At 71.7% G+C, this 26,319-nt stretch carries 22 protein-coding genes; 12 read left to right on the top strand and 10 right to left on the bottom strand.

The features are described 5' to 3' along the window. The first annotated feature begins 118 nt into the window (after positions 1 to 118). The 6 genes from IEY73_RS04510 (at position 119) to IEY73_RS04485 (ending at position 8,732) form a co-directional block, all read left to right on the top strand. Positions 119 to 856: an IclR family transcriptional regulator gene (locus IEY73_RS04510; protein WP_189077674.1), complete on the top strand. Its 738-nt coding sequence runs from the start codon at positions 119 to 121 to the stop codon at positions 854 to 856. 173 nt (positions 857 to 1,029) lie between these two features. Further along, the gene (locus tag IEY73_RS04505) at positions 1,030 to 2,040 is read left to right on the top strand and encodes a quaternary amine ABC transporter ATP-binding protein (RefSeq protein WP_189077673.1); all 1,011 of its coding nucleotides are present in this window, start codon (positions 1,030 to 1,032) and stop codon (positions 2,038 to 2,040) included. Continuing rightward, complete coding sequence (locus tag IEY73_RS04500) at positions 2,037 to 3,983, top strand: ABC transporter permease (RefSeq protein ID WP_189077672.1); 1,947 nt, start codon at positions 2,037 to 2,039, stop codon at positions 3,981 to 3,983. The genes IEY73_RS04505 and IEY73_RS04500 overlap by 4 nt, the downstream gene beginning before the upstream one ends. A 66-nt stretch (positions 3,984 to 4,049) precedes the next feature. Next, on the top strand, positions 4,050 to 6,401 hold the full coding sequence (locus IEY73_RS04495; RefSeq protein WP_189077671.1) for a GcvT family protein: 2,352 nt from the start codon (positions 4,050 to 4,052) through the stop codon (positions 6,399 to 6,401). Between the two features lie 20 nt (positions 6,402 to 6,421). Beyond that, entirely contained in the window at positions 6,422 to 7,573 is a 1,152-nt protein-coding gene (solA, locus tag IEY73_RS04490) for an N-methyl-L-tryptophan oxidase (protein ID WP_189077670.1), read from the top strand. Positions 7,574 to 7,580: 7 nt separating this feature from the next. Next, positions 7,581 to 8,732, top strand: a complete 1,152-nt coding sequence (locus tag IEY73_RS04485; protein WP_229715486.1) for an aromatic ring-hydroxylating oxygenase subunit alpha — start codon at positions 7,581 to 7,583, stop codon at positions 8,730 to 8,732. A 3-nt stretch (positions 8,733 to 8,735) separates the two neighbouring features. Here IEY73_RS04485 and IEY73_RS04480 read toward each other — a convergent pair whose 3' ends face one another. Continuing rightward, entirely contained in the window at positions 8,736 to 9,533 is a 798-nt protein-coding gene (locus IEY73_RS04480) for a GH25 family lysozyme (protein WP_189077669.1), read from the bottom strand. Between the two features lie 106 nt (positions 9,534 to 9,639). Continuing rightward, entirely contained in the window at positions 9,640 to 10,329 is a 690-nt protein-coding gene (locus IEY73_RS04475; protein ID WP_189077668.1) for a CBS domain-containing protein, read from the bottom strand. A gap of 170 nt (positions 10,330 to 10,499) precedes the next feature. Here IEY73_RS04475 and ppdK point away from each other — a divergent pair, with 170 nt between their 5' ends. Next, positions 10,500 to 13,157, top strand: a complete 2,658-nt coding sequence (gene ppdK, locus IEY73_RS04470; protein ID WP_189077667.1) for a pyruvate, phosphate dikinase — start codon at positions 10,500 to 10,502, stop codon at positions 13,155 to 13,157. A gap of 103 nt (positions 13,158 to 13,260) precedes the next feature. After that, positions 13,261 to 13,842: a DoxX family membrane protein gene (locus IEY73_RS04465; protein WP_189077666.1), complete on the top strand. Its 582-nt coding sequence runs from the start codon at positions 13,261 to 13,263 to the stop codon at positions 13,840 to 13,842. Between the two features lie 59 nt (positions 13,843 to 13,901). Here the strand turns inward: IEY73_RS04465 and glpK (IEY73_RS04460) are convergent, their stop codons facing one another. Together glpK (IEY73_RS04460) and IEY73_RS04455 are read right to left on the bottom strand one after the other, a co-directional pair. Continuing rightward, entirely contained in the window at positions 13,902 to 15,407 is a 1,506-nt protein-coding gene (gene glpK, locus IEY73_RS04460) for a glycerol kinase GlpK (protein WP_189077665.1), read from the bottom strand. 24 nt (positions 15,408 to 15,431) lie between these two features. Next, positions 15,432 to 16,187, bottom strand: a complete 756-nt coding sequence (locus IEY73_RS04455; protein ID WP_189077664.1) for an IclR family transcriptional regulator — start codon at positions 16,185 to 16,187, stop codon at positions 15,432 to 15,434. 105 nt (positions 16,188 to 16,292) lie between these two features. Between IEY73_RS04455 and IEY73_RS04450 the strand changes: the two genes are divergently transcribed. From IEY73_RS04450 to IEY73_RS04440, 3 genes are read left to right on the top strand one after another with little or no spacing between them, the layout of a single operon-like run. Beyond that, complete coding sequence (locus IEY73_RS04450; RefSeq protein WP_189077663.1) at positions 16,293 to 17,135, top strand: MIP/aquaporin family protein; 843 nt, start codon at positions 16,293 to 16,295, stop codon at positions 17,133 to 17,135. Beyond that, positions 17,128 to 18,645 carry a glycerol kinase GlpK gene (gene glpK / locus IEY73_RS04445; RefSeq protein WP_189077662.1) on the top strand — a complete coding sequence of 506 codons (1,518 nt, stop codon included), beginning with the start codon at positions 17,128 to 17,130 and terminating at the stop codon, positions 18,643 to 18,645. Before IEY73_RS04450 ends, glpK (IEY73_RS04445) begins: the two co-directional genes overlap by 8 nt. Continuing rightward, the gene (locus IEY73_RS04440) at positions 18,635 to 20,395 is read left to right on the top strand and encodes a glycerol-3-phosphate dehydrogenase/oxidase (protein WP_189077661.1); all 1,761 of its coding nucleotides are present in this window, start codon (positions 18,635 to 18,637) and stop codon (positions 20,393 to 20,395) included. The genes glpK (IEY73_RS04445) and IEY73_RS04440 overlap by 11 nt, the downstream gene beginning before the upstream one ends. Before the next feature lie 532 nt (positions 20,396 to 20,927). Here the strand turns inward: IEY73_RS04440 and IEY73_RS04435 are convergent. The 3 genes from IEY73_RS04435 to IEY73_RS33330 all read right to left on the bottom strand — a co-directional run bounded on the left by IEY73_RS04435 (position 20,928) and on the right by IEY73_RS33330 (position 22,730). Next, the gene (locus IEY73_RS04435; protein ID WP_189077660.1) at positions 20,928 to 21,548 is read right to left on the bottom strand and encodes an NADPH-dependent FMN reductase; all 621 of its coding nucleotides are present in this window, start codon (positions 21,546 to 21,548) and stop codon (positions 20,928 to 20,930) included. Positions 21,549 to 21,573: 25 nt separating this feature from the next. Then, on the bottom strand, positions 21,574 to 22,380 hold the full coding sequence (locus IEY73_RS04430) for a DUF6008 family protein (protein ID WP_229715484.1): 807 nt from the start codon (positions 22,378 to 22,380) through the stop codon (positions 21,574 to 21,576). 197 nt (positions 22,381 to 22,577) lie between these two features. Continuing rightward, positions 22,578 to 22,730 carry a hypothetical protein gene (locus IEY73_RS33330; RefSeq protein WP_229715482.1) on the bottom strand — a complete coding sequence of 51 codons (153 nt, stop codon included), beginning with the start codon at positions 22,728 to 22,730 and terminating at the stop codon, positions 22,578 to 22,580. A gap of 230 nt (positions 22,731 to 22,960) precedes the next feature. Here IEY73_RS33330 and IEY73_RS04420 point away from each other — a divergent pair, with 230 nt between their 5' ends. After that, positions 22,961 to 23,776 carry an SAM-dependent methyltransferase gene (locus tag IEY73_RS04420; RefSeq protein ID WP_189077659.1) on the top strand — a complete coding sequence of 272 codons (816 nt, stop codon included), beginning with the start codon at positions 22,961 to 22,963 and terminating at the stop codon, positions 23,774 to 23,776. Between the two features lie 72 nt (positions 23,777 to 23,848). Here IEY73_RS04420 and hypE read toward each other — a convergent pair whose 3' ends face one another. The 3 genes from hypE to IEY73_RS04405 are packed head-to-tail and all read right to left on the bottom strand — an operon-like array spanning position 23,849 to position 26,288. Continuing rightward, a complete protein-coding gene (gene hypE, locus IEY73_RS04415) occupies positions 23,849 to 24,907 on the bottom strand; it encodes a hydrogenase expression/formation protein HypE (RefSeq protein ID WP_229715480.1) in 1,059 nt (352 codons plus the stop codon). Beyond that, a complete protein-coding gene (gene hypD / locus IEY73_RS04410; protein WP_189077658.1) occupies positions 24,904 to 26,007 on the bottom strand; it encodes a hydrogenase formation protein HypD in 1,104 nt (367 codons plus the stop codon). Before hypD ends, hypE begins: the two co-directional genes overlap by 4 nt. Beyond that, a complete protein-coding gene (locus tag IEY73_RS04405) occupies positions 26,004 to 26,288 on the bottom strand; it encodes a HypC/HybG/HupF family hydrogenase formation chaperone (RefSeq protein WP_189077657.1) in 285 nt (94 codons plus the stop codon). Before IEY73_RS04405 ends, hypD begins: the two co-directional genes overlap by 4 nt. Positions 26,289 to 26,319: the final 31 nt, after the last annotated feature.

The raw sequence follows: 26,319 nt of genomic DNA, 5'->3' as shown, positions 1-26,319 counted from the left end.
AGTGTGCATGATTTACCACAGAGCAATGAGTTGATCATGCGATGGCCGCCCGAGCAGGGTCGGCGCATCACCGCGGGGGTTGTCACGACGACGTTTTCGCGATGTTTACAGTTGCGCCATGAGCAACAGTGGAGAGGTCCAATCGGTCGACCGCGCCGTGACGGTGCTGGAGATCCTGGCCGACCGCGGCGAGGCCGGCGTCACCGAGCTCGCGGCGGAGCTGGGCGTGCACAAGTCGACCGCGTCGCGGCTGGTGGGCGCCCTGGTCCAGCGCGGCCTGGTGGAGCAGAACGGCGAGCGTGGCCGCTACCGGCTGGGGCTCGGCATGGTGCGCCTGGCGGGCGCCGCCGCCTCCCGCATCGACCTGCCGCAGGTCGCCCAGCCGATCTGCGAGATGCTCGCCGGCGAACTGGGCGAGACGGTCAACGTCGCGGTGCTCGACGACAGGCACGCGGTCAACGTCTGCCAGGGATTGAGCCAGGCGGCGATCGGCAGCTTCAACTGGGTCGGCCGGCGCACTCCACTGCACGCCACGTCCAGCGGCAAGGTGCTGCTCGCCTTCTGCGCGGACCGGCCCCGTGACCTGACACTGGCGAAGTTCACCGGGCGCACGGTGACCGACGCCGGCCGGCTGGCCGAGCAACTGGACGAAATCCGGGCCCGCGGCTGGGGCACCACCAGCGAGGAACTCGAAATCGGACTGAACGCGGTGGCCGCACCGGTGCTCGGCACCAGGGCCGCGATCAGCGCATCCGGCCCGTCGTTCCGGCTCACCACGGACAAGTTCCCGGCGTACGGACAACGGCTGGTCTCCGGCGCCGCGCAGATCAGCGCGAGCCTCGGGGTTATTGCATAACGGTAAAAGTCCGCGCCCGCCATTGACCATCGGGGCCGGTGATGTTGATCTATTGCGGCGACTTGACGGAAGGGCGGTTCACGCTGCGCGCAATCCGGCAGCGGAGCGCTGCGGCGCACGGACCAACCGCCTGATCGCGGGCGACCCGCCCGCTTCACACACAAGGACCGATCATGACAACCACGATCGCCGTCGATCATCTGTGGAAGGTGTTCGGGCCCCGCCCCGACCGCGTCGTCGGCACACCGCTGGCCGAGTTGTCCCGCGCCGAGTTGCGCGCCCGGACGGGCTGCCTGGCCGCCGTCCGGGACGTGAGTTTCGAGGTGGCCTCCGGCGAGGTCTTCGTCGTGATGGGACTGTCCGGCAGCGGCAAGTCGACGTTGGTGCGTTGCCTGACCCGGCTGATCGAGCCGACCAGCGGCGAGGTCAGCATCGACGGCGAGGCGGTGCGCGAGATGTCCGCCAAGCGGCTACGCGATCTGCGCCGGCACCGCGCCGCGATGGTCTTTCAGCACTTCGGCCTGCTGCCGCACCGGTGCGTGCTGGACAACGTGGCGTACGGGCTGGAGATCCAGGGACAGAGCAAGGCGCAGCGGCACCGCAAGGCCGCCGCGATGATCGAGCTGGTCGGCCTGGACGGCCACGAGCGCCAATACCCCGATCAGTTGTCCGGCGGCATGCAGCAGCGCGTGGGCCTGGCCCGGGCGCTGGCCACCGACCCGGCGGTGCTGCTGTTCGACGAGCCGTTCAGCGCCCTCGACCCGCTGATCCGGCGCGACATGCAGACCGAGGTGAAGCGGCTGCACGCGGAGGTCGGCAAGACCATGGTCTTCATCACCCACGACCTGACCGAGGCGCTGCGCCTGGGTGATCGCATCGCGGTCATGCGCGACGGGGCTCTGGTGCAGGTCGGCACCCCCGAGGAACTGGTGGGCGCACCGGCCGACGACTACGTGGCCGACTTCGTGCGCGAGGTCCCGCGCTCCGGCGTGCTGACGCTGCGCTGGATCACCCGGCCGGCTGGTGACGGCGAGGCGGTCGAGGAGAAGCCGTTGCCCTGCACGACAGTGATCCGCGAGGCGGTGCCGCAGATCCTGCGCGCGGACCGGCCGGTGCCGGTGCACGACGGGGACAAGCAGATCGGCGTGGTGGACGCCGAGCAGATCCTCCCGATGATCTCATGAGCTCCGCTACCGTGGCTGACGCCGACATCGACGCCGGCGACGCACCGGCACGCAGGGCCGCCGTCCGAGCGTCGCTGACCCGCAAGCGGGTCGTCGTTCCCGTCCTGGTGCTCGCCTTCGTGGTGGCCTATCTGGTGTTGCGCGTCCCGGAGGGGGCGAGCACCGGTAACACGGCCGCCTTCCGCTTCTTCACCGACGTCCGCGACTGGGTGGACGCCAACCGGGACACCAGCCCGCTGTTCCTGTACGGCCTCAACTACCTGCGTTTCGGGGTCTCGCTGCTGGTCGACGGGGTCGGCGCGGCGTTGGCTGCGCTAGGTTTCGCCGGGCTGGTGGGTGTGGCCGGCGCGCTCGCGTTCGTGCTGGCCGGCTGGCGCACCGCGGTGCTCGCGGTGGCCGGCTTTCTCGCCTTCGGCGTGCTCGGGCTCACCGAGGCGAGCATCGACACGCTGTCGCTGACGCTGTCCGCGGTGATCCTGTCGGTGCTGATCGGCATGCCGCTGGGCGTGCTGGCCGCCCGGGTCGGCTGGCTCGGCGCCACGCTGCGCCCGCTGCTGGACGTGATGCAGATCCTGCCGTCGTTCGCCTACCTGGCGCCGATGACGCTGCTGTTCCTGATCGGGCAGCCCGCCGCGGTGATCGCCACGGTGATCTACGCCGTCCCGGTCACCATCCGGATCACCCAGCTCGGCATCGCCGGCGTCGCCCCCACCACCGTGGAGGCGGCCACCGCGCTCGGTTCGACGCCGCGGCAACTGCTCACCAAGGTGCGGCTGCCGATGGCGCGGCCGACGCTGGCGCTCGCCGTCAACCAGACCATCATGATGGCGCTGTCCATGGTGGTCGTGACGGCCCTGATCGACGCGCCCGGCCTGGGCGAGGAGATCATCCGGTCGCTGGAGCGGGTGAACGTCGGTGCCGCCTTCAACGCCGGTCTCGCCATCGTGCTGATGGCCATCGTGCTGGACCGGATCACCACCAACGCGGCGCGCCGGGCGTCGGCGAGCCACCACCCGGACGCGCGGCGCCGGTTGCTGGTGTGGGCCGGGGCGGCGGTCGCCGCCGTGCTGGTGGCCCTGCTGCCGCTGCGGATGCCCGAGTTCCCCATCACCTCGCCGGTGAACACCGCGAGCACGTGGATCGAGTACCACTGGTACGACGCGACCGAGGCGATCAAGAACGTGGTCAGCACGGTGCTGCTCAACCCGGCCCAGTCGGTGCTGGCGAGCACCCCGTGGTGGCTGTTCACGGTGGCCGTGCTGGTGTTCGGCACGCTGATCAGCGGGTGGCGTTCGGCGCTGATCGCGGCGCTGGCGGCGGCCGGGGTGGCCGGGCTCGGTCTGTGGGTGCATGCCATGCAGACGCTCACCACGGTGCTTGTCGCGATGATCCTGACGATGGTGCTGGGGCTGACGGTCGGTGTGCTGTTCGCCCGGTACGACCGGATGGCCACCGCGTTGCGGCCGTTGCTGGACGCCGCGCAGACCATGCCGTCGTTCGTCTATCTGCTGCCCGCCGTGGCGCTGTTCGGCGCCAGTCGGTTCACCGCGATCGTGGCCGCGGTCATCTACGCGGTGCCACCGGTGGTGCGCCTGGTGGAACGGGGCATCCGGGATGTGCCGGCGACCGTGGTCGAGGCCGCCCAGTCGGCCGGGTCGACGCCCGGACAGGTGCTGCGCAAGGTGCAGCTTCCGATGGCGCGCGGTGGGCTGCTGCTCGCCGCGAACCAAGGCATCGTGATGATCCTCGCCATGGTGGTGGTCGGCGGCCTGGTCGGTGCCGGGGCGCTGGGCTACGACGTGGTGGCGGGCTTCTCGCAACGGGAGGACTTCGGGGAGGGCTTGGCCGCCGGTTTCGCCATCGTGCTGCTGGGCATCCTGCTCGACCGCTTGACGCAGGGCATCTCGGCCGGGAACGGGGGGCGCGGCACGGCGAACCGCTGACACCCGCTGGACCCGCCGCCAAAAAGGGGTGTTGCGTAATCTGCATTCTGTTGCGCTAATAGGAACATGATGCGGGTCGTCATCATCGGAGCGGGCATCGTCGGTTGCGCCCTCGCCGACGAACTCACCTCACGCGGCTGCACCGACGTCACCGTCCTCGACCAGGGGCCGTTGCCGGTCACCGGAGGATCCAGCTCACACGCGCCGGGCCTGGTGTTCCAGACCAACCCGTCGCGCACCATGTCCCGGCTGGCCCGGTACACCGTGGACAAACTGGTCGAGCTCGGCTGCTTCCGGCAGATCGGCAGCCTGGAGGTGGCCACCACGAAGGCCCGGCTGCGCGAGCTGCACCGGCGGCACGGCTTCGCCACCTCGTGGGGCGTGCCGGCGCGGGTCGTCCCGGCGGACGAGTGCGCGCGTCTGCATCCGATGCTCGGCGACGGCGTGCTCGGCGGCCTGCACGTGCCCAGCGACGGTCTGGCCCTGCCCGTGCGGGCGTGCCAGGTGCAGGCGGAACGCGCGCAACAGCGCGGCGCGCGGTTCCTCGGCGGTCAGCGGGTCATCGGCGTGGACCAGCGCGACGGCCGGGTCACCGGGGTGCGCACCACCGACGGCGCCTACCCCGCCGACGCGGTGGTGAGCTGTGCGGGCTTCTGGGGGCCGGCGGTCGGCGCGCTGGCCGACACGCCGATCCCGCTGGTCCCGATGGCCCACCAGTACGTGCGCACCACCCCGGTGGCGCCGCCGCAGGCGCCCATCCTGCGGCACCAGGACCAGGATCTCTACTTCCGCAGCCACGGCGACCAGGTGGGCATCGGTTCCTACCGGCACCGCCCGATGCCGGTGGACCTGGCCGACCTGGCGCCCGGCGCGCACCCGTCGATGCTGGCGTTCACCGCGGCGGACTTCGCCGAGTCCTGGGACCGCGCGGTGGAGCTGATCCCGGCGCTGTCCGGCGCCTCGATCGCGGACGGCTTCAACGGCGTCTTCTCGTTCACCGCGGACGGCTTCCCGCTGCTCGGCGAGTCGGCCACGGTGCGCGGATTCTGGTCCGCCGAAGCGGTCTGGGTGACCCATTCGGCCGGGGTGGGCAAGGTGATGGCCGAGTGGATGCTGGACGGGCGTCCCTCGATCGACCTGCACGAGTGCGACCTCAACCGGTTCCATCCGGCCCAGCTCAGCCCCCGGTACGTGCGGGAACGCGCGATCCGCAGCTTCATCGAGGTGTACGACATCGTGCACCCGCTCGACCCGCCGTCGGTGCGGGGCCTGCGGGTGAGCCCGTTCCACGCCCGGCACACCGAGCTCGGCGCGGTCTTCGGCGAGGCCGGCGGCTGGGAACGGCCGCTGTGGTTCGCGGCCAACGAGTCCTTGCCGCGACGCGGCACCGCCCGCGACGAATGGTCGTCGCGGCACTGGTCACCGATCGCCGCGGCCGAGGCCGAACACACCCGCTCGCACGTGGCGCTGTACGACATGACCCCGCTCACCCGCCTGGAGGTCACCGGCCCGGTCTCCTTCCTGCAGGGGCTGACCAGCAACGACGTGGACCGTCCGGTCGGCACCGTGGTCTACACCCTGCTGCTGGACCGGTGCGGGGGCGTCCGCAGCGACATCACCGTGGCCCGGCTCGGCGAGCAGACGTTCCAGGTGGGCGTGAACGGGCCACTGGACCTGGACCGGCTGCGCCGGGCCGCGCCACCCGGGGTGACCGTCCGCGACATCACCGACGGCACCTGCGGACTGGGCGTGTGGGGGCCGGCCGCCCGCGACCTGGTCGAGCCGCTCGCCGACGTCGACGTCTCGCACCGTGGATTCGGCTACTTCAAGGCCCGCCGCGCCCGGATCGGCGACGTGCCGGTGACCATGCTCCGGCTGTCCTATGTGGGCGAGCTGGGCTGGGAGATCTACACCGACGCGTCGCAGGGGCCGCGGCTGTGGGACACCCTCTGGGCGGCGGGCGGGCGGCTCGGCGTGATCGCCGCAGGCCGCGCCGCCTTCGCCAGCCTGCGCCTGGAGAAGGGCTACCGGGCCTGGGGCGCCGACATGACCGGCGACCACGACCCGTACGCCGCGGGCCTCGGCTTCGCGGTGAACCTGGACTCGGGCGACTTCCTCGGGCGCGACGCGCTGATCGGCCGCACGAGCGAGCAGGTGCTGACCCCGCTGGTGCTGGAGGATCACGGTTGCGTGCCGATGGGCAGCGAACCCGTCTACGCCGACGGCCGGCCCGTCGGCTACGTCACCAGCGCGGCGTACGGGCACACCGTCGGCGCGCCGATCGCGTACGCGTGGCTGCCGGCCGGCCTCTCCCAGCCGGGCCACCGGGTCGAGGTCGGCTACTTCGATCGGATGCTGCCGGCCCGCACCGCCGCGGAGCCGCTGTTCGATCCCAAACACGAGCGCATCCGGCGATAGCCGGCGTCAGGAGGTCCGCAGTGCCTGGATACGACGTGATCGTGGTGGGGCTCGGCGGCATGGGCAGTGCCGCCGCCTGCCACCTGGCCGCCCGCGGGCTGCGAGTGCTCGGCCTGGAACGGTTCGGTCCCGCGCACGACCGGGGGTCCAGCCATGGCGGGTCCCGGATCATCCGGCAGTCCTATTTCGAGAGCCCGGACTACGTGCCGTTGCTGCTGCGCGCGTACGACCTGTTCGACAAGCTGGCCCGGGACTCCGGCCGGGACGTGATCACGCTGACCGGCGGGGTGATGGCCGGCCTGCCGGACAGCCGCACCGTGGCCGGCAGCCGGCACAGCGCGGAGCTGTGGGGCCTGGAGCACGAGCTGCTGGACGCGGCGCAGGTGCGCCGCCGCTTTCCCACCATGCGCCCGCGCCCCGAGGAGGTGGCTCTCTACGAGGCCAAGGCCGGGTTCGTGCGTCCCGAGGAGACCGTGCGCGCGCACCTGCAACTGGCCGGGGCGGGCGGCGCCGATCTGCACTTCGACGAGCCGATGACCGGTTGGCGGGCGACCATCGGCGGGGTCGTGGTGACCACCGCCGCGGGCCGGTACACCGCCGGGCACCTGGTGATCGCCCCCGGCGCGTGGGCCCCCGGGCTGCTCGCCGAGCTGGCGGTGCCGATCCGGGTGGAACGCCAGGTGCAGTACTGGTTCCAGCCGCGGGGCGGGGTGGATCCGTACCGGCCGGCGCGGCACCCGATCTACATCTGGGAGGACGCGGCAGGCAGCCAGGTCTACGGTTTCCCGGCCGCCGACGGGCCGGACGGCGGCGCGAAGATCGCCTTTTTCCGGCGCGGCGTGGACACCACCCCGCAGACCATCGACCGCACCGTGCACGGGCGCGAGGTCGAGGCCATGGCGACGCGTGCCGCCACCCATTTCCCGACCCTGCCCGGCACGTTCCTGCGTGCCCGCACCTGCATGTACAGCACCACGCCGGACGAACACTTCGTCATCGCGCGGCACCCCGGCCACGACGCGGTGAGCGTGGCGTGCGGCTTCTCGGGCCACGGCTTCAAGTTCGTCACCGTGGTCGGCGAGATCCTGGCCGATCTGGCCACCACCGGCACCACCGGGTACCCGATCGGCCTCTTCGACCCCCGTCGCTTCTCCACCGTTACGCCGAGGTGAGACCATCGTGACCACGCCCAGCCTGCTGCCCACCCTGCCCGGCCACTACTACACCGATCCGGCGCTGTTCGCGCACGAGCAGGCGCGCATCTTCGAGCAGATGTGGTTCTGCGCGGTGCGCGGGTCGGAGATCCCCGCGCCTGGCGCGTTCCGCACCGTGCCGGTGGGCCGGGAGAACGTCCTGGTGACTCGCGCGTCCGACGGCTCGGTGCGGGCGTTCCTCAACGTCTGTCGGCATCGCGGGGCCACCCTGTGCCCGCAGGAGAGCGGCTCGGTCAAGCGCACCTTCCGCTGCTCGTACCACGCCTGGTCGTACGACCTGGACGGCAGGCTGGTGGCGGCACCGAACCTGGTGAAGATGCCCGACGTGGACCGCGTGGAGTACGGCCTGCGCACCGTACACGCGCGCGAATGGATGGGCTACGTGTGGGTGTGCCTGGCACCCGAGCCGCCGTCGTTCGCCGACGAGGTGCAGGGCGCGATCGCCGAACGCCTCGGCGACCTGGATTCCCTGGACCGGTACGGCATCGGCGCGCTGCAGGTCGGCCGGCGCATCCGGTACGACGTCGGCGCGAACTGGAAGCTGATCGTCGAGAACTTCATGGAGTGCTACCACTGCGCGACCATCCATCCCGAGCTGACGCACGTGCTGCCGGAGTTCGCCGGGGGATACGCCGCGCAGTACTACGTGGGGCACGGCGCCGAGTTCGGGCCGGGCATCGCCGGGTTCACCGTCGACGGCGGCGCGGGCCTGGCCGCTCTCCCCCAGCTCGCACAGGAGCAGGACCGCCGCTACTACGCCATCACCGTCAAGCCGCAGGCGTTCGTCAACCTGGTGCCCGACCACGTGATCTGGCACCGGATGTTCCCGGTGGCGGTGGACCGCACGGTTGTCGAGTGCGAGTGGCTGTACCTGCCCGAGGTGATCGCGTCGGGGGCCGACCTGGACCGGTCGGTGGCGCTGTTCGACCGGGTGAACCGCCAGGACTTCGACGCCTGCGAGCAGTGCCAGCCGCGCATGTCGTCCCGCGCCTACGCGACAGGTGGGGTGCTGGTGCCCAGCGAGCACCACATCGCCGGCTTCCACGAGTGGGTGCTGTCGAGGCTGGCGGTCCCGGAACCGGGCGCGACGGCCACGCTGAACCTGCCCGCCGCCTAGCCCCTACTCCGCGGCCGGGGACTCCTGGTTCGCCCGCTGGGACATGCCCATCCGCCCGTCAATCCCGACGGCCTGCGGTGTGCTCTCCGGCAGGTCGTCCGGCTCCGGCTCGGTGGGTGGCGGCGTGGGCGCCGCCGACGCCGCGCCGGTGAGGGCGCGCAGTTCCGCGAGCGTGCCGTCGAAGGCGTCGATGTCCAGGTGCGCCGTGATGCCGCCGGCGGTGCCCTGGTCGGTGAACTGCAGCATCTTCGAACGGGCGAAGCCGCCGTAGCCGGGGTTCCACCACGACGCCGGGACCTTCTGATAGAGCACCGAACCGTACCCGGAACCGGACACGTAGTGGCTGTTCCAGCCGCGCACGCCGAGGCTCGCCACGTTGAATCCGTCCAGGTGCGGCTGATACCACCACGCGCCGCTGTAGAAGAACAGCGGATGGCCGGAGGTGCGCGTGTTCCACCGGGAGATGAAGGTGCGCACGGTGTCCTGGGTGGCCGGGTTTGACGTGTCCTCGCAATCCACCGCCGCGAGCATGCCGGCCGGACCGCCCACCGTGGACAGCCGGCTGAGGAAGTAGTCGACCTGGGCGACCGGGTCGTCGTTGTTGAGCCAGTGGTAGGCGCCGGTCACCATGCCGGCGGTGCGGGCGCGGCGTATCCAGCTATCGAACGTGGTGGGCGCCCAGTAGCCGGAGCGGCCCTGGGTCGCCTTCACCACGAGCGCGCTGTATCCCTCCCGCGCCAGCGACTCGATGTTCATGCCCTGCTGATAGGTCGTGTGCGCGTCGACCACCCACAACACCATGACGGCGCTCCTTCCGCCTCGGGCGCGGGACCTTCTCCCGCGGCCGGGGCGGACTACTACCCGAAATGCCGGAGATCTAATCGATAGCGGTAAAGATGTAGATCGACTATGCCACGCCGTACGCGCCGCCGTTGATGAGCATCTCGCTGTCGTCGAAGTCGAACTCGATCTCGTCGATCACCCGGACCACGCCGGAGACCTGGCGTGCCAGGCGCACCGCGAGATCGGCGGCCGACCGGCGGGCGACCCGGCCGGCCATGGTGACCACGCCGTCGTCCACCGCCACGGTCACCGGCCCGACATCCTCGGCGCGGAACTTGCCGAGCACGCCGGAGACGATGTCCGCCCGGATCTCCTCGTCCGGCCGCAGGTGGACCTTCAGCAGGTCGCCGCGGGTGACGATGCCGATGAGCAGACCCCTGTCATCGACCACCGGCAGCCGTTTCACCTGCTCGGCGTCCATGGCCCGGGCGGCGGCCGCGATCGGCGTCCCGGCCCGGGTCACCACGGGCGGGCTGCTCATCAGCTCGGCGGCGGTCCCGGCGAGCGCCTTGGCGCGTTCTCCGCGGCGGCGGCGACGCTCGAACAGCCGCGGCTCGTCGTCCCCGGCGTATTCGATCTTGCGCAACAGGTCCGCCTCGGACACCACCCCGGTCACGTGCTGGAACTCGTCCACCACGGGCACGGCACTGATCCGGCGACCGACGAGGAGGTCCACCACCTCCCGGTAGGAAGCGGTCTGCGGGACGGACACGACCTTCTTGGTCATCACATCGTCCACGGTCCAGTTCTTCATCGCGCCCTCCTGTCGTCACCTCCGACGCTAGAGCCGTGGCGGACGGGCGGTCAGGGCCGAAGTGCCCGTGTCCGGCGCCGGGCCATCAGGCCCTACAAGCCCGGCCGGTCGCCGGGCTACCAAGAAAGACGCCGGACTACCGGAACGCGAAGCAGCGAGGGGAGTGTCCGATGCCGAGGTACGTGTACGACTTCGTGGAGGGCAACAAGGATCTCAAGGATCTGCTCGGCGGCAAGGGCGCCAACCTCGCCGAAATGACCGGCATGGGCCTGCCGGTTCCGCCGGGCTTCACCGTCACCACCGACGCCTGCCGCGCCTACCTGCGCACCGGCTCCCTGCCGTCCGGCCTGTTCGGCGAGGTGGACCAGCACCTGCGCCGGGTGCAGAACAGCACCGGACGCAGGTTCGGCGACGCCGACGACCCGCTGCTGCTGTCGGTGCGCTCGGGTGCGAAGTTCTCCATGCCGGGGATGATGGAGACGATCCTGGACATCGGCCTGACCGACACGGCCGTCGGCGGTCTCGCCCGTCGGCACGGCGACGAGCGGTTCGCCTGGGACTCGTACCGCCGGCTGATCCAGATGTTCGGCCGGACCGTGTTCGACGTGCCCGCCGACGCCTTCGAGGCGGAGCTGGCCGCCGCGCGATCGGCGGCCGGCGTGCGCGACGACGCGGATCTGACCGCCGCCCAGTTGCGCGAGGTGGTGCACGCCTACAAGAAGGTGTTCCTCGCGCACACCGGCCGGGAGTTCCCGCAGTCCGCGTACGAGCAGCTAGTGCTGGCGATCGGCGCGGTGTTCCGGTCCTGGAACGCCGAGCGTGCCGTGCTCTACCGGCGGCAGGAACGCATCCCGCAGGATCTGGGCACTGCCGTGAACGTGATGGCCATGGTCTTCGGCAACCGTGGCGCGAATTCCGGCACCGGCGTGGCCTTCACCCGCGATCCGGCCACCGGCCGGCGCGGAGTCTACGGCGACTATCTGCGCAACGCCCAGGGCGAGGACGTGGTCGCCGGGGTCCGCAACACGGTCAGCCTGACCGAGCTCGCCACCATCGACCCGGCTTGCCACACGCAGCTCCTGTCCATCATGGAGCGTCTGGAACAGCGGTACCGCGATCTGTGCGACATCGAGTTCACCATCGAGGACGGCAAGCTGTGGATGCTCCAGACGCGGGTCGGCAAACGCACGCCGGCCGCCGCGTTCGTCATCGCCGCCCAGCTCGTCGACGAGGGTGTCATCACCCTCGACGAGGCCCTGCAACGGGTCACCGGCGAGCAGCTCGCGGCGTTGATGTTCCCCAGTTTCGACACCGGCGCCGCCCCGCCGCCGCTGACCACCGGCGTGCCGGCCTCCCCCGGCGCCGCGGTTGGCGCGGTGGTCTTCGACTCCGCCGCGGCGGCTGCCGCGACCGAACCGGTGATCCTGGTGCGCCGCGAGACCAACCCGGACGATCTGCCCGGCATGATCGCCGCACGTGGCATCCTGACCAGCCGCGGCGGCAAGACCTCGCACGCCGCCGTGGTCGCCCGCGGCATGGGCAAGACCTGCGTCTGCGGCGCCGAGGACGTGGAGATCGGGGTGGACTCGTGCACCGTCGGCGGGCGGACGGTCCGCGCCGGCGACATCGTCTCGGTGGACGGCGCGAGCGGGCGGGTCTACGCCGGCGAGGTGCCCGTGCGACCGTCCCGCGTCATGCGGTACTTCGAGGGCGAGCGCACCGCGCACGGCGACCCGCTGCTGGCGGCCGTGCAGCGGCTCATGGTGCACGCCGACCACGTCGCCCGGCTCGCGGTGCACGCCAACGCCGACACCGCGGCCGACGCCGCCCGCGCCCGCCGGTTCGGCGCCACCGGCGTCGGGCTGTGCCGGACCGAGCACATGTTCCTGGGCGACCGGCGGGTGCTCGTGGAACGGCTGATCCTGGCCACCGACGGCGCGCAGCGGCAGGCCGCGCTCTCCGCCCTGCTGCCGCTGCAACGCGCCGACTTCGAGGAGTTGTTCGCCGCGATGGACGGCCGGCCGGTCACCGTGCGGCTGATCGATCCGCCGCTGCACGAGTTCCTGCCGTCGCTGTCCGAGATGACCGCGCGCGTGGCCGAGGCGCGGGGGCGGGGCGAGGATCCCGGTTCCGACGGCGAACTGCTGGCCGCGGTGCGCCGGATGCACGAGCAGAACCCGATGCTCGGCCTGCGCGGCGTGCGCCTCGGGCTGGTGGTTCCCGGCCTGTTCGCCATGCAGGTCCGGGCCGTGGCGCAAGCCGCGGCGGCGCGCGTCGCGGCGGGCGGCGACCCACATCCGGAGATCATGGTGCCGCTGGTCGGCACGGTCCAGGAACTGGAGACGGTACGCGCCGAGGCCGAGTCGGTGCTGGCGAGCGTTCCGGGTGCGCCACCGATCCGGATCGGCACGATGATCGAGGTGCCGCGGGCTGCCCTGACCGCCGGCCAGATCGCCGCCGCGGCCGACTTCTTCTCCTTCGGCACCAACGACCTGACGCAGATGACGTGGGGATTCTCCCGCGACGACGTGGAGGGCGCGTTCTTCGGGCGCTATCTCGACCTGGGCATCTTCGCCGTGTCACCGTTCCAGACCATCGACGTGCCGGGCGTCGGCGAGCTGGTGCGCCTCGCGGTGGAACGCGGCCGGTCCGCCCGTCCCGGCCTCACCACCGGCGTCTGCGGCGAACACGGCGGGGACCCGGCGTCGGTGCGTTTCTTCCACGACGCCGGCCTGGACTACGTCTCCTGCTCGCCGTACCGGGTCCCGGTGGCCCGGTTGGAGGCCGGCCGGGCCGCGGCCCGCGCCGACGGCTCGGACAGCAGGTAGGAACGGGACTTTGGTCCTCCCCCGATCGGGCGATTGGGCCCAGGTGCCGGGGCACCGAGGAGAGCAGAGTCAATCACGAGAGAGCAAACATCGAGGAGGAACGATGACCACCACCGGCCGGAGCCACGCGACGCCACTCGAGCACGTCGAGGCGTCCGGCTCACCATCGATCACCGCCGCCCGTGTCCTTGCCGTGCTGCGCATCGCCACCGGATTCATCTTCCTGTGGGCGTTCCTGGACAAGACCTTCGGCTTCGGCTACTCGACGCCGTCGGAGCGTTCCTGGATCAGCGGTGGCTCACCCACCGAGGGATTCCTCTCGCACGTCGAGGTCGGCCCGCTGCAGGGCTTCTTCCACACCATCGCCGGCACCGCATGGGCCGACTGGGCCTTCATGCTCGGCCTGCTCGGCATCGGCGTGGCCCTGATCCTGGGCATCGGCCTGCGGATCGCCGCGGTCTCCGCCGCCCTGATGATGGCCCTGATGTGGATCGCCGAGTGGCCGCTGGCCCAGCACACCAGCGCCGGCGAATCCAGCGGATCGACGAACCCGATCGTCGACTACCACATCGTTTACGGGCTCGTCGCCATCGTGTCCGCCCTCACCTACGCCGGGCACACCTGGGGCTTCGGCCGGCAGTGGGCCGAGCTGCCGTTCGTCCGCAAGTACCCCTGGCTCGCCTGAACCTTTCTCTCCGCCCAAGCCGCCCGGCCGGGTTCCGGCCGGGCGGCTGCCTTGTCCGGTCAGACCGGCTGAATCCAGTCGAAGGTGCGCCGCACCGCGCGCTGCCAGTTGTCGTACTCCCGGCCACGCACCGCCGGGTCCATGGCCGGCAGCCACTGCGCCGCACGGTGCCAGTTGCGACGCAGATCCTCCAGGTCGGACCAATATCCGACGGCCAGCCCGGCGGCGTACGCGGCGCCCAGCGACACCGTCTCCGCCGCCATCGGCCGCACCACCGGCACATCCAGGACATCCGCGATGCACTGCATGAGCAGGTTGTCGGCGGTCATGCCCCCGTCCACCTTGAGCGTGGTCAAGGTCAGGCCGGAGTTCGTGTTCATCGCGTCCACCACCTCGCGCGTCTGCCAGGCCGTCGCCTCCAACACCGCGCGGGCCAGGTGACCCTTGGTGATGTACGAGGTGAGCCCCACGATCACGCCCCGGGCCTCGCTGCGCCAGTGCGGGGCGTACAGGCCGGAGAAGGCGGGCACGATGTAGCAGCCGCCGTTGTCCGAGACGGTACGCGCCAGCGTCTCGATCTCCGGGGCGCTGGCGATCAGCTCCAACTGGTCCCGGAACCACTGCACCAGCGAACCGGTGATCGCTATCGAGCCCTCCAGGGCGTACCGGGCCGGCTCCCGCCCGATCTGATAGGCGACCGTGCTGAGCAGTCCGTTGTTCGACCGGATCAGGTCGGTGCCGGTGTTGAGCAGCAGGAAACTTCCGGTCCCGTACGTGCATTTGGCCTCGCCCGGCGCGAAGCAGGTCTGCCCGAACAGGGCGGCCTGCTGGTCGCCGAGCGCGGCCCCGATCCGCACGCCGGGGAAGGCCGCGGTGGCCGCGCCGAACACCTCCACCGAGGGCCGGATCTCGGGCAGCATCGCCCGTGGCACCCCGAAGAACGCCAGGGCCCCCGGCGACCATTCGAGGGTACGCACGTCGAGCAGGTTGGTGCGGCTGGCGTTGGTGACGTCGGTGGCGTGCACGCCACCACGGGGGCCGCCGGTGAGGTTCCAGATCAGCCAGGTCTCCATGGTGCCGAACAGCACCTCCCCGCGCTCGGCGCGCTCCTGCAGGCCGGGTGTGTGGTCGAGCATCCATCGCACCCGCGGCCCGGAGAAGTACGTGGCCAGCGGCAGCGCCGACCGCCGCTGCACCTGCGCCGCGCCGGGCTCGGCCAGCAGCCGGTTGACCACGGCGTCGGTGCGGGTGTCCTGCCACACCAGCGCCCGGCCGATCGGCGTGCCGGTGCGGCGGTCCCAGAGCACCGTCGTCTCCCGCTGGTTGGCGATGCCGACCGCCACCACCTGGTCCGGGGTGATCCCCGCGCGGCGCAGCGCCAGCGGCGCCAGGCGTTCCACGTTGCGCCAGATCTCCAGCGCGTCGTGCTCCACCCAGCCCGGCTTCGGGAAGTACTGCTTGTGCTCCTGCTGGGCGAGGGACACGAGCTGGCCGCGGCGGTCGAAGACGATGCATCGGGTGGAGGTGGTGCCCTGGTCCACGGCGATCACATAGCGCTCGGTCATGAAAGGGTCCCCTCCCCGTTTCGTTCAGCGACGCGCGGCCCCCAGGTCGCGAGAGATGGCGCGGGCGGCTTCCCGCACGTACCCGACCAGCCGCGCGTGCGGCCGGTAACGGCTGTCGCAGATCCGCTCGACCAGTCCGGAGACGCCGATGGCGCCTACCACCAGCCCGCCATAGCCTCGGATGGGCGCGGCGACGGCGGCCTCCCCGAGGGTGAGCTCTTCGACCTCGGCGCCCCACCCGGCGTTGCGCACGCGTGCCAGATCCGCGCCCAGGTCACCGGGCGCGACTACAGTGCGCCGGGTGAAGCGTTCCAGGTCCGGCGCCGGGCGGGCCGCCCGGTACGCCAGCAGCACCTTGCCCAGCGCGGTGGCGTGCAACGGCAGCAACGTGCCGATGTCCAGCGTCTGGAACGTGTCGTCCGGACGGAACACGTGATGCACGACCAGTACCCGCCCCTCGTACACGGTCCCGATCCGGACGGCCTCTCCGGAGCGGGCAGCCAGCGGATCCGCCCAGTTGATCGAGCGGGACCGCAGCTCGTTGATGTCCAGGTAGCTCGTTCCCAGGTGCAGCAGCGCCGCGCCGAGCTGATAGTGACCCGACGCCCGGTCCTGCTCCACGAACCCCACGTGCTGCAGGGTCCGCAGGATCCCGTGCACGGTGCCCTTGGCCAGGTCCAGCGACCGCGCGATCTCGCCCAGACCGAGCCGTCCCGGTCCGCCCGCGAGCATCCGCAGGATCGCGGCGGCTCGCTCGATGGACTGCACCGTTCCGGGCACGTTTCGGACTCTATGCCAGCTCGTCACCGATGGCTGGGATCCACGTTCGGCAATGTCGAACGACGTTCGTTGCCCGCGCCGGTCGCCGTTCCTAGCGTCGGCCGCATGGAAGCACGACCGAAGATCCCCGCGCTCGCCGGCGAACTCGCCGCCGAGTTCGCCGGGACGATGATCCTCATCCTCTTCGGCGTCGGCGTCGTCGCGCAGGTGGCCGGCGGCGGCATCGGCGACCACGACAGCATCGCCTGGGGCTGGGGCCTGGGCGTCACGCTCGGCGTCTACGTCGCCGCGCGGATCAGCGGCGCCCACCTCAACCCCGCCGTCACCGTCGCGCTCGCGGTCTTCAAGGGATTTCCGTGGCGCAAGGTGGCACCGTACTCGCTGGCGCAGTTCCTCGGCGCGTTCGCGGCGGCCCTGCTGGTCCGCTGGAACTACACCGAGGTGCTGCACCAGGCCGACCCCGGACTGACGATCAAGACGCAGGGCGTCTTCTCCACGCTGCCCGGCAACGGGACCCTGCCGGTCGGCGAGTGGGGCGCGTTCCGCGATCAGGTGATCGGCACCGCGATCCTGCTCTTCCTCATCCTGGCGCTCACCGACGCGGCGAACACCCCGCCGGGGTCGAACCTGGCCCCGCTGATCATCGGGCTGGTGGTGGTCGGCATCGGCATGGCCTGGGGCACCGACGCCGGCTACGCCATCAACCCGGCGCGTGACTTCGGTCCGCGGCTGGCCAGCTTCCTGACCGGGTACGGCGGCGCGTTCCGCGACCAGACCGGCTATCTGTACTTCTGGATACCGATCGTGGGCCCGCTCGTCGGCGGGGTGGTCGGCGCCGGGCTGTATCAGGGCATGGTCGGGCGGTTCCTGCCCAAACTGGAGATGCCCGAGCCGGGCCGCGTCCCGGCACCCCGCACCCCCGAGACAGTGGAGGCGCAGCATGCCTGACTTCGTCGGCGCCGTCGACCAGGGAACCAGCAGCACCCGCTTCATGATCTTCGACCACGCTGGCCGTGAGGTCGGCCGGCACCAGCTCGAACACGAACAGATCCTGCCGCGCGCCGGGTGGGTGGAACACGACCCGGCGGAGATCTGGCAGCGCACCACGACGGTCATCGAGACGGCCCTGCGCGAGGCCGGCCTGCGCGCGAGCGACCTGGCCGCCCTGGGCATCACCAATCAGCGGGAGACCGCGGTGGTCTGGGACCGTCACACCGGCCGCCCCTACTACAACGCGATCGTCTGGCAGGACACCCGCACCGACCGGATCGCTGCCGCGCTGGACCGCGACGGCCGCGGCGACGTCATCCGGCGCACCGCCGGGTTGCCGCCGGCCACCTATTTCTCGGCCGGCAAGGTGCAGTGGATCCTGGAGAACGTGGACGGCGTCCGGGCGGCGGCGGAACGCGGCGACGCCCTGTTCGGCAACACCGATAGCTGGCTGGTGTGGCACCTGACCGGCGGCCCGGACGGCGGCCGGCACGTCACCGACGTGACGAACGCGAGCCGCACCATGCTGATGAACCTGGAGACCCTGGACTGGGACGACGAGCTGCTCGGGTTCTTCGGCATCCCACGGCGGATGCTGCCGCAGATCCGGCCCTCCTCGGATCCGGGTGGTTACGGCGCCACCCGCGCGTCCGGCCCGCTGGGCGGCGAGGTGCCGATCACCGGCGCGCTCGGCGACCAGCAGGCGGCCACCGTCGGCCAGGTCTGCTTCGCCGTCGGCGAGGCCAAGAACACCTACGGCACCGGCAACTTCATGCTGCTCAACACCGGCACCGAGCTCGTACGCTCGGAGCACGGCCTGCTCACCACGGTGTGCTATCAGTTGGGCGACGCGGCGCCGGTGTACGCCCTGGAGGGCTCCATCGCGGTGACCGGCGCGGCCGTGCAGTGGCTGCGCGACCAGATGCACGTGATCGACACCGCGGCGCAGAGCGAGGAACTGGCCGCGACGGTGCCGGACACCGGCGGCGTGTGTTTCGTGCCGGCGTTCTCCGGGCTGTTCGCGCCGTACTGGCGGTCCGACGCGCGCGGCGCGGTGGTCGGGCTCTCCCGTTTCACCACCGACGCGCACCTGGCCCGAGCCACCCTGGAGGCGATCTGCTATCAGAGCCGCGACGTCGTCGAGGCGATGGCGCAGGACTCCGGAGTCACCCTGGACGTGCTCAAGGTGGACGGCGGGGTGACCGCCAACGACCTGTGCATGCAGATCCAGGCGGACGTGCTGGGCGTGGCGGTGAGCCGCCCGGTGGTCGCCGAGACCACGGCGCTCGGCGCGGCGTACGCGGCCGGCCTCGCGGTCGGCTTTTGGAAGTCCACCGACGAGCTGCGGGAGAACTGGAGCGAGTCGCAACGCTGGCAGCCGCAGTGGTCGGCGCAGCAGCGCGAGGACGGATACCGGCGGTGGAAGAAGGCCGTGCAGCGCACCCTGGACTGGGTCGATGTCGACTGATCACGGACTCACCCCGACGTCCCGGCCGGCCGGCGACCTGTCCCCGGACGGCCGGGACGCCGCGCTCCGCGCACTGGCGGACACCGAAGTCGACGTCCTGGTGGTGGGTGGCGGCGTGGTGGGAGCGGGATGCGCCCTCGACGCCGCCACCCGCGGCCTGTCGGTCGGCCTGGTCGAGGCGCGCGACTTCGCCTCCGGCACGTCCAGCCGCTCCAGCAAGCTCATCCACGGCGGCCTGCGCTACCTGGAGATGCTTGACTTCGCCCTGGTCCGCGAAGCGCTGCGGGAACGCGGTCTGATCCTGCAACGGCTGGCACCCCACCTGGCCCGCCCGGTGCCGTTCCTCTACCCGCTGCGGCACCGGATCTGGGAACGTCTGTACGCAGGCACCGGCGTGCAGCTCTACGACCTGATGGCCACCGGGCACGGCGGACTGCCCCGGCATCGCAACCTGTCCCGGCGCGGCGCGCTGCGGGTCTGCCCCGCGTTGCGGCACGACGCGCTGGTCGGCGGGCTGCAGTACTACGACGCTCAGGTCGACGACGCCCGGCACACCCTCTTCCTGGCACGCACCGCTGCCGCGTACGGCGCGCACGTGGCCTCCCGCGCCCAGGTGGTCGGCTTCCTGCGGGAGGGCGAGCGGGTCACCGGCGCACGGGTGCACGACCGGGAACACGACCACACCTTCGACGTCCGGGCCCAGCAGGTGGTGAACGCCACCGGCGTGTGGACCGACGACACGCAGGCGCTGGTCGGCGAGCGCGGCCAGTTCCACGTACGCGCCAGCAAGGGAATCCACCTGGTGGTGCCGCGCGACCGCATCCAGTCCACCACCGGCCTGATCACCCGCACCGCCACCAGCGTGCTGTTCGTGATCCCATGGGGACGGCACTGGATCATCGGCACCACCGACACGGACTGGGACCTGGACAAGGCCCACCCGGCCGCGTCCGACAGTGACATCGGCTATCTGCTCGCTCAGGTGAACCGGGTGCTGACCACCCCGTTGGACCGCGCCGACGTGCAAGGCGTGTACGCGGGTCTGCGCCCGCTGCTGTCCGGCGAGTCGGAGTCGACCTCCCGGCTGTCCCGCGAGCACACCGTGGGCAGCCCGGCGCCGGGCCTGGTGGTGGTGGCTGGCGGGAAGTACACGACGTACCGGGTGATGGCCCGCGACGCGGTGGACGCGGCGGTACACGGCCTGGGCCGGTCGGTGGCCCGCTCGTGCACCGACCGGGTGCCGCTGCTGGGCGCCGAGGGCTACCCGGCGCTGTGGAACCGCCGCCGGGTGCTGGCCGGCGAGGCCGGCCTGCACGTGGCGCGGGTCGAGCACCTGCTCGGACGGTACGGCAGCATGATCCACGAGCTGCTCGGCATGATCCGCCGGGATCCGTCGCTGGGCCGGGCGCTGACCGGCGCGGACGACTATCTGCGCGCGGAGATCGCGTACGCGGCGGCGTACGAGGGAGCGCGGCACCTGGAAGACGTGCTGACCCGGCGCACCCGGATCTCGATCGAGACCTTCGACCGGGGGCTGGGCGCGGCGAGCGAGGCCGCCGAGCTGATGGGTGACGTGCTGGAATGGACGACCCAGCAGCGGGACCGGGAGGTGGAACACTACCGCCTGCGGGTGGCGGCGGAACTGGCGTCGCAACGTCAGCCGGACGACGAGACGGCGGACGCGGCGCGGCTGGGCGCACCCGAGGTGACGCCGCCGCAGGTCCGCCCGGCAACCTCCGCAGACCGCTGACCCCCACCCCACCCCACCCCCACCCACCGACCCCACGCCCCACACCCCCACACCCGCACGCCCCCCACACCCCCACGCCCGCACGCCCGCACGCCCGCACGCCCGCACGCCCGCACGCCCGCACGCCCGCACGCCCGCGCATACCCGTCGATCTTGAGGTTTGGTGGCCTGAGTTGCACGGGTATTCCCGACATATCCGACCACTAAGTCCAAGATCGACCGTAGGTCGCGGAGACCACCCGCCGATCTTGAGCTTTGTGGTCGGACAAGTCGGTTTTGCCGTGTCAGAACGGGCACCGAAACGTCAAGATCGGCGGGGAGCGCGACGGACGGCACGGGACGCGACGCGGGGCGACGGGACACGCGGGACGCGACGGGGCGCGGCGCGACGGGGCGCGGCGCGACGCGCGACGCGACGGGACGCGACGCGACGGGACGCGACGGGACGGGACGCGACGCGACACGGGACGCGACGGGACGGGACGCGACGCGACACGGGACGCGGCGCGACGGGACGCGGCGAGGCGGGGGGTTATGCGCCGCGGTCGCGGAAGGCCGCCGTGCCCGGTCGCATCACCATCGGGTACAGGCTGGAGTACGCCTGCCAGGACGGCTGCTCGCGGGGCGGCTCGGCGACCAGCGAGCGGGCCAGCGTCTGCAGGATGTCCGACGCCGCGGTCCGCAACTGCTCATCCACCACCAGGCCGTCCGCGCCGACCGCGGCGATGCTCAGCGGAATCCGGATGCACGCCGAGCGCACCAGGCGGGCGCCGCCGTGGCTCAGCACGGTTTCCAGTGCGGCGTACGCGCCCTCGTCCTGACCCGGCAGCGCGACCGACAACCAGGCCGCCGGCTTGCCGTCCAGGTCTCCGGCGTCCACCAGATGGTCGAACAGGTTCTTCAGGCTGCCGGGCAGCGATCCGGCGTACTCCGGCGTGCAGACCAGCAGGGCGTCCGCGTCCCGCACCTGCCGACGCAGCGCGGTGACCACCTCGGGCGGCTGCTCGCCGGGCACGAAGGCGGGCAGGTCACGCAGGCCGTCGTAGCGGGTGACGGTGAACCCGGCGGGGGCGAACCGGGCGGCGGTGCGCAACGCGGCGGTGTGTAGGGACCGGTCGTGGGTGCTGCCCGGGATCAGCAGGACGCGGGTCATGAGGCGACGATACGGCCCCCGGTCCTCAGGCCGGCGTGCGCCCACCTGCCCCGGCGCCGACGGTCGCGCCCCGGCCGGACGGGTCGGACGGGTCGGACTGGTCGGACGGGTCGGACGGGTCCGCCAGGCGCCAGCCGGACGGCGAGGCCGGCGCGTGCGAGCCGACGTCGAAGGTGGCCGCGACGTGACGCCGCTCCCGCCACAGGTGCACCAGCGCGACCGCGAAGATCACCGAGCCCAGTACGTTGGCGAGGAAGTGCCACCAGATCCGGTACGTCCACAGGCCGGGTCCCGGCTCCAGCACCCCGAACCAGGTGGACAGGCCGATCGCCTGGGACGCGCCGAGCGCCACCGACAACGTCAGGGCGAGGTGTTCCAGGCCGTGGATGCCCTGCATCCAGACGCCCATGCGGGCCCAGCGGCGGGCTCGCGAACCCAGCGCGTGCCGCGTGATGATCATGACGCCGGCGATGCCCGCGAGGAAGATGAAGTTCCCGATCAGGTGCAGGATCTCCATGCCCAGCGACGGCTTGCCGGGGTCGGCGCCGGCGAAGCCGGCGGCCAGGCCGTCACCCCACGGTGTCATCCATGGCTGTTGCCCGGAGTGCATCACCCAGTACCCGGTCTGCGCGACGTGCTCCTGGATGTGGCCGAGCTGGCCCACGATGCCCAGGATGATCACCGCCGCCGACCCCCGGAAGATCCACGGCCGGACCGTACGCCTGTTCGCGTACGCGAGGACGGCGACGGCGGCCCACATGGCCATCGCCCACAACAGCAACAGGGATGCACCGGCGATATCGATCACCGACGCGGCTTGGTGGTGGGCCACGAGCCCTCCTCTCGGACGGCGACGGCCGGGGCGGTGAGCCGTGACCGTCGCGCCGACGACGCCGACGTTACGCGGACAGCGTGCGCGACCGCCGGGCACGGCGGCTACCTTCAGATTGCCCTTCCCGCGCCGTTCCGCGGCGGTGGGAGCCCCCGGCGCCCTCCGGGAGGTTTGAGGTCAACGCCGACGCGGCGGCATCACCACCCTCGGGACATCAGGTCCTGGTCCGCGGCATCGTCCAGGTCAGCGCGCAGGCGGTCGGCGTCGACGGTAGGCGCCGACGCGAACGAGGCAACGACCTCTTCGCGGGGAACGAAGATCCGCCGGCGCAGCGGGATCAGGCGCGCCACGGGTGTGCCGTTGCGCGAGATGGTGAAGGACTCGCGCGTTCCACCCCCCGCATGATCGCGCCGGAGTCGTTGCCCAGCTCGCGTTGCGTGATCTCGCGCGGGAGCGGGTCCGTCATGAATGCCATGCCACCGAGCGCTACGCGCCGCTACACCGGCTGCGTGAACGTGCGGGAGCCGCGTCGCCGGAGTGTGCGGGCACGGACTACGTTGAACGAGATCCACTGTGCCCGATGGGAGTTGTGATGGACGGCGACGCACATATCGACACAACCGTGGCGCATCCGGCCAGACGGTACAACTATTGGCTCGGCGGCAAGGACAACTTCGCCGCCGACCGGGCCTCCGGCGACGAGCTGGAGGCGGTGTTCCCCGCGGTGCGCCTGGGCGCGATCACCAACCGGGCGTTCCTGCGACGCGCCACCCGATTCCTGGCCGCCGAGGCCGGCATCCGGCAGTTCCTGGACATCGGCACCGGCCTGCCCACCGCCGACAACACGCACGAGGTCGCGCAGGCGGTCGCGCCGGACAGCCGGATCGTCTACGTGGACAACGACCCCCTGGTGATGGTGCACGCCCGCGCGCTGCTCACCAGCAGCGCGCAGGGCCGCACCGCCTACATCGAGGCGGACCTGAACGACCCGGAGACGATCCTCGCCGATCCGCAACTGCGCGAGGTGCTCGACTTCGGCCAGCCGGTCGCGCTGATGCTCATCGCGGTGCTGCACTTCGTGCACGGCGACGGCGCCGCCCAGCCGCTGGTCCGCCGCCTGATCGACGAGCTGCCCGCGGGTAGCTTCCTGGCCGCCACCCACGCCACCTCGGATTTCGGCACCGCGGAGCAGCGGGAGCTCTACCGCCGCATGGTGGAGGAGCGCCGCTCGGACGTGTGGACACGCGGCCAGGACGAGTTCGCCGCGCTCTTCGACGGCCTGGAGCTGGTGGAGCCCGGGGTGGTGTCGGCGACCGAATGGCGACCCGACCCGGACGACCAGCCGATGGACCGCCGGCACGTCAACGTGTGGGCAGCCGTGGGTCGCAAGCCGTAGCGCCGGGCCGGAACAGCCGCCCGGGCTGCCGCCCCTTCGTACGCCTCGGCCCGGCCGGCCCGTTCCGGCACCTCAGCAGATCCGCGGGAGTTGCTCGCCGATCGGCATGGTCACCACGCGGGTGCCGCCGAGCGCCGTACGGGCGACCACCATGCCCGGATGGTCCGGCACGCAGGTGCCGATGCGGCGCGCCCCGGCGCCCAGCGGATGCGCCCGCATCGCGTCCAGCACCGCGTCGGCCGAGTCCGGCGGCACGAAGGCGAGCAGTTTCCCCTCGTTGGCCACCTGCAACGGGTCCAAGCCCAGCAGGCTGCAGGCGTCGGCCACCGCGGGCGGCACCGGCAGGTCCCGTTCTCCGAGCTCGACGCCGACGCCGGCCGCACGGGCGATCTCGTTCAGCGACGCCGCCACCCCACCGCGGGTGGGATCCCGCAGCACGTGCACGTCCGCGCCGGTGGCCAGCATCGCGGCGACCAGGCCGTGCAGCGGCGCGGTGTCGCTGGACACCCCGGTGCCGAACTCGACGCCCTCGCGGCAGCTCAGCACGGCCACGCCGTGCACTCCGAGGTCCCCGCTGACCAGCACGGCGTCACCGGCGGTGGCGCGCCGGGGCGCGATGTCCACGCCCGGGGCGAGCATCCCGACCCCGGCGGTGTTCACGTAGACGCCGTCGCCGCTGCGCCGGTCGACCACCTTGGTGTCCCCGGTGACCAGGCGCACCCCGGCCGCCGACGCGGCGGCGCCCATGGCCGCGGCGATCCGGCCGATGTCGGCCAGCGCGGTGCCCTCCTGGAGGATGAACGCCGCGGACAGGTACAGCGGCGTGGCGCCGGACATCGCCAGATCGTTGACCGTGCCGTTGACCGCCAGGTCACCGATCGATCCGCCGGGAAAGAACATCGGCCGCACCACGAACGAGTCGGTGGAGAACGCGAGGCGGACGCCGCCCGCCTCCACCACGGCGCAGTCGCCCAGCTCGCCGGCGCCGGCCGCGCCGTACCCGGGCAGGAACAGATGCTCCACCAGTTCGGCGGACATCGCGCCGCCGCCGCCGTGCCCCATCACGATCGCCGGGTGGTCCCGCAACGGCACCGGGCAGGTCCAGTTCTCGAAGTCCAGGCCGGCCGTCACGACGTGGCCACCAGGTCCAGGCGACGGTAGGCGTAGTACGCGGCGCAGGCCCCCTCGGCGGAGACCATCGTCGCGCCGAGCGGGGTGCGTGGCGTGCACTGCTTGCCGAAGGCCGCGCACTGGTTCGGTTTCCGCAGGCCCTGCAGCACCTCGCCGGCACGGCACAGCGGCGACTCGGCGGCGCGCACCCCGGTCACGTCGAAGCGGTGCTCGGCGTCGAACTCGCGGTACCGCGAGGACAGCCGCCATCCGCTGCCGGGGATGGTCCCGATGCCGCGCCACGTCCGGTCGGTCACCTCGAACACGTCCCGCAGCATCGCCATCGCGGCCGGGTTGCCCTCGTCGCGCACCGCCCGCGGGTAGGCGTTGGCAACCTCGTGCCGCCCCGCCTCCAACTGCACGACGGTCTGCCGGATGCCCTCCAGGATGTCCAGCGGCTCGAACCCGGTCACCACGATCGGCACGCGGTATCGTGCGGCAAGCGCCGGATATTCGCCCGTGCCCATCACGCTGCACACATGCCCGGCGGCCAGGAACGCCTGCACCCGGCAGCGCGGCGACTCCATGATCGCCGCGATCGCCGGGGGCACCAGGACGTGCGACACCAGCAGCGAGAAGTTGCCGATGCCCAGACGGCGGGCCTGATAGACGGTCATCGCGTTGGCCGGCGCGGTGGTCTCGAAACCGATGCCGAAGAACACCACCTGCCGGTCCGGGTTCTGCCGGGCGATGGTGAGCGCGTCCAGCGGCGAGTACACCACGCGCACGTCGCCACCGGCGCTCTTCACCCCGAACAGGTCCTGAGCGCTGCCCGGCACCCGCAGCATGTCACCGAACGAGCAGAAGATGACGTCCGGCCGCGCGGCGATGGCCAGCGCCTTGTCGATGGTCTCCAGTCCGGTGACGCAGACCGGGCAGCCGGGGCCGTGGATCATCTCGATCCCGTCGGGCAGGAGCTGGTCGATGCCGTGCCGGATGATGGAGTGGGTCTGGCCTCCGCAGACCTCCATCAGCGCCCAGGGCCGGGTGGTCGCCGCATGGATCTGGGCGAGCAGCTTGCCGGCCAGATCGGGGTCGCTGAACTCGTCGAGATATTTCACCGGTCCGCTCCCGCCTGCCCGGCCAGCCGGGTGAACCCGCCGCCGAACTCCTCGTCGAGAATGCCGATCCGCTCGAAGTGGGCGAGCGTCTCCCGAGCCGACGCCTCGTCCAGCCGTTGAATCGCGAAACCGACGTGTACGACGACGTACTCGCCGACGCCCACGTCCGGGACAAATTCCAGGCACACGTCCTTGCGTACGCCGCCGAAGTCGACCTCGGCCATCCGCGTACCGTCGACCTCCGCGACGCTCAGCACGCGTCCCGGCACCGCCAGGCACATCCGCGTCCTCCTTCCCCGGCCTGTCAGATTC

The organism is Mangrovihabitans endophyticus, assembly GCF_014646155.1.
GTDB classification, from domain to species: Bacteria; Actinomycetota; Actinomycetes; order Mycobacteriales; family Micromonosporaceae; genus Actinoplanes; species Actinoplanes endophyticus.
The sequence above is the reverse complement of the archived record's forward strand: the minus strand, read 5'-3'. Positions and strand labels throughout refer to the sequence as shown.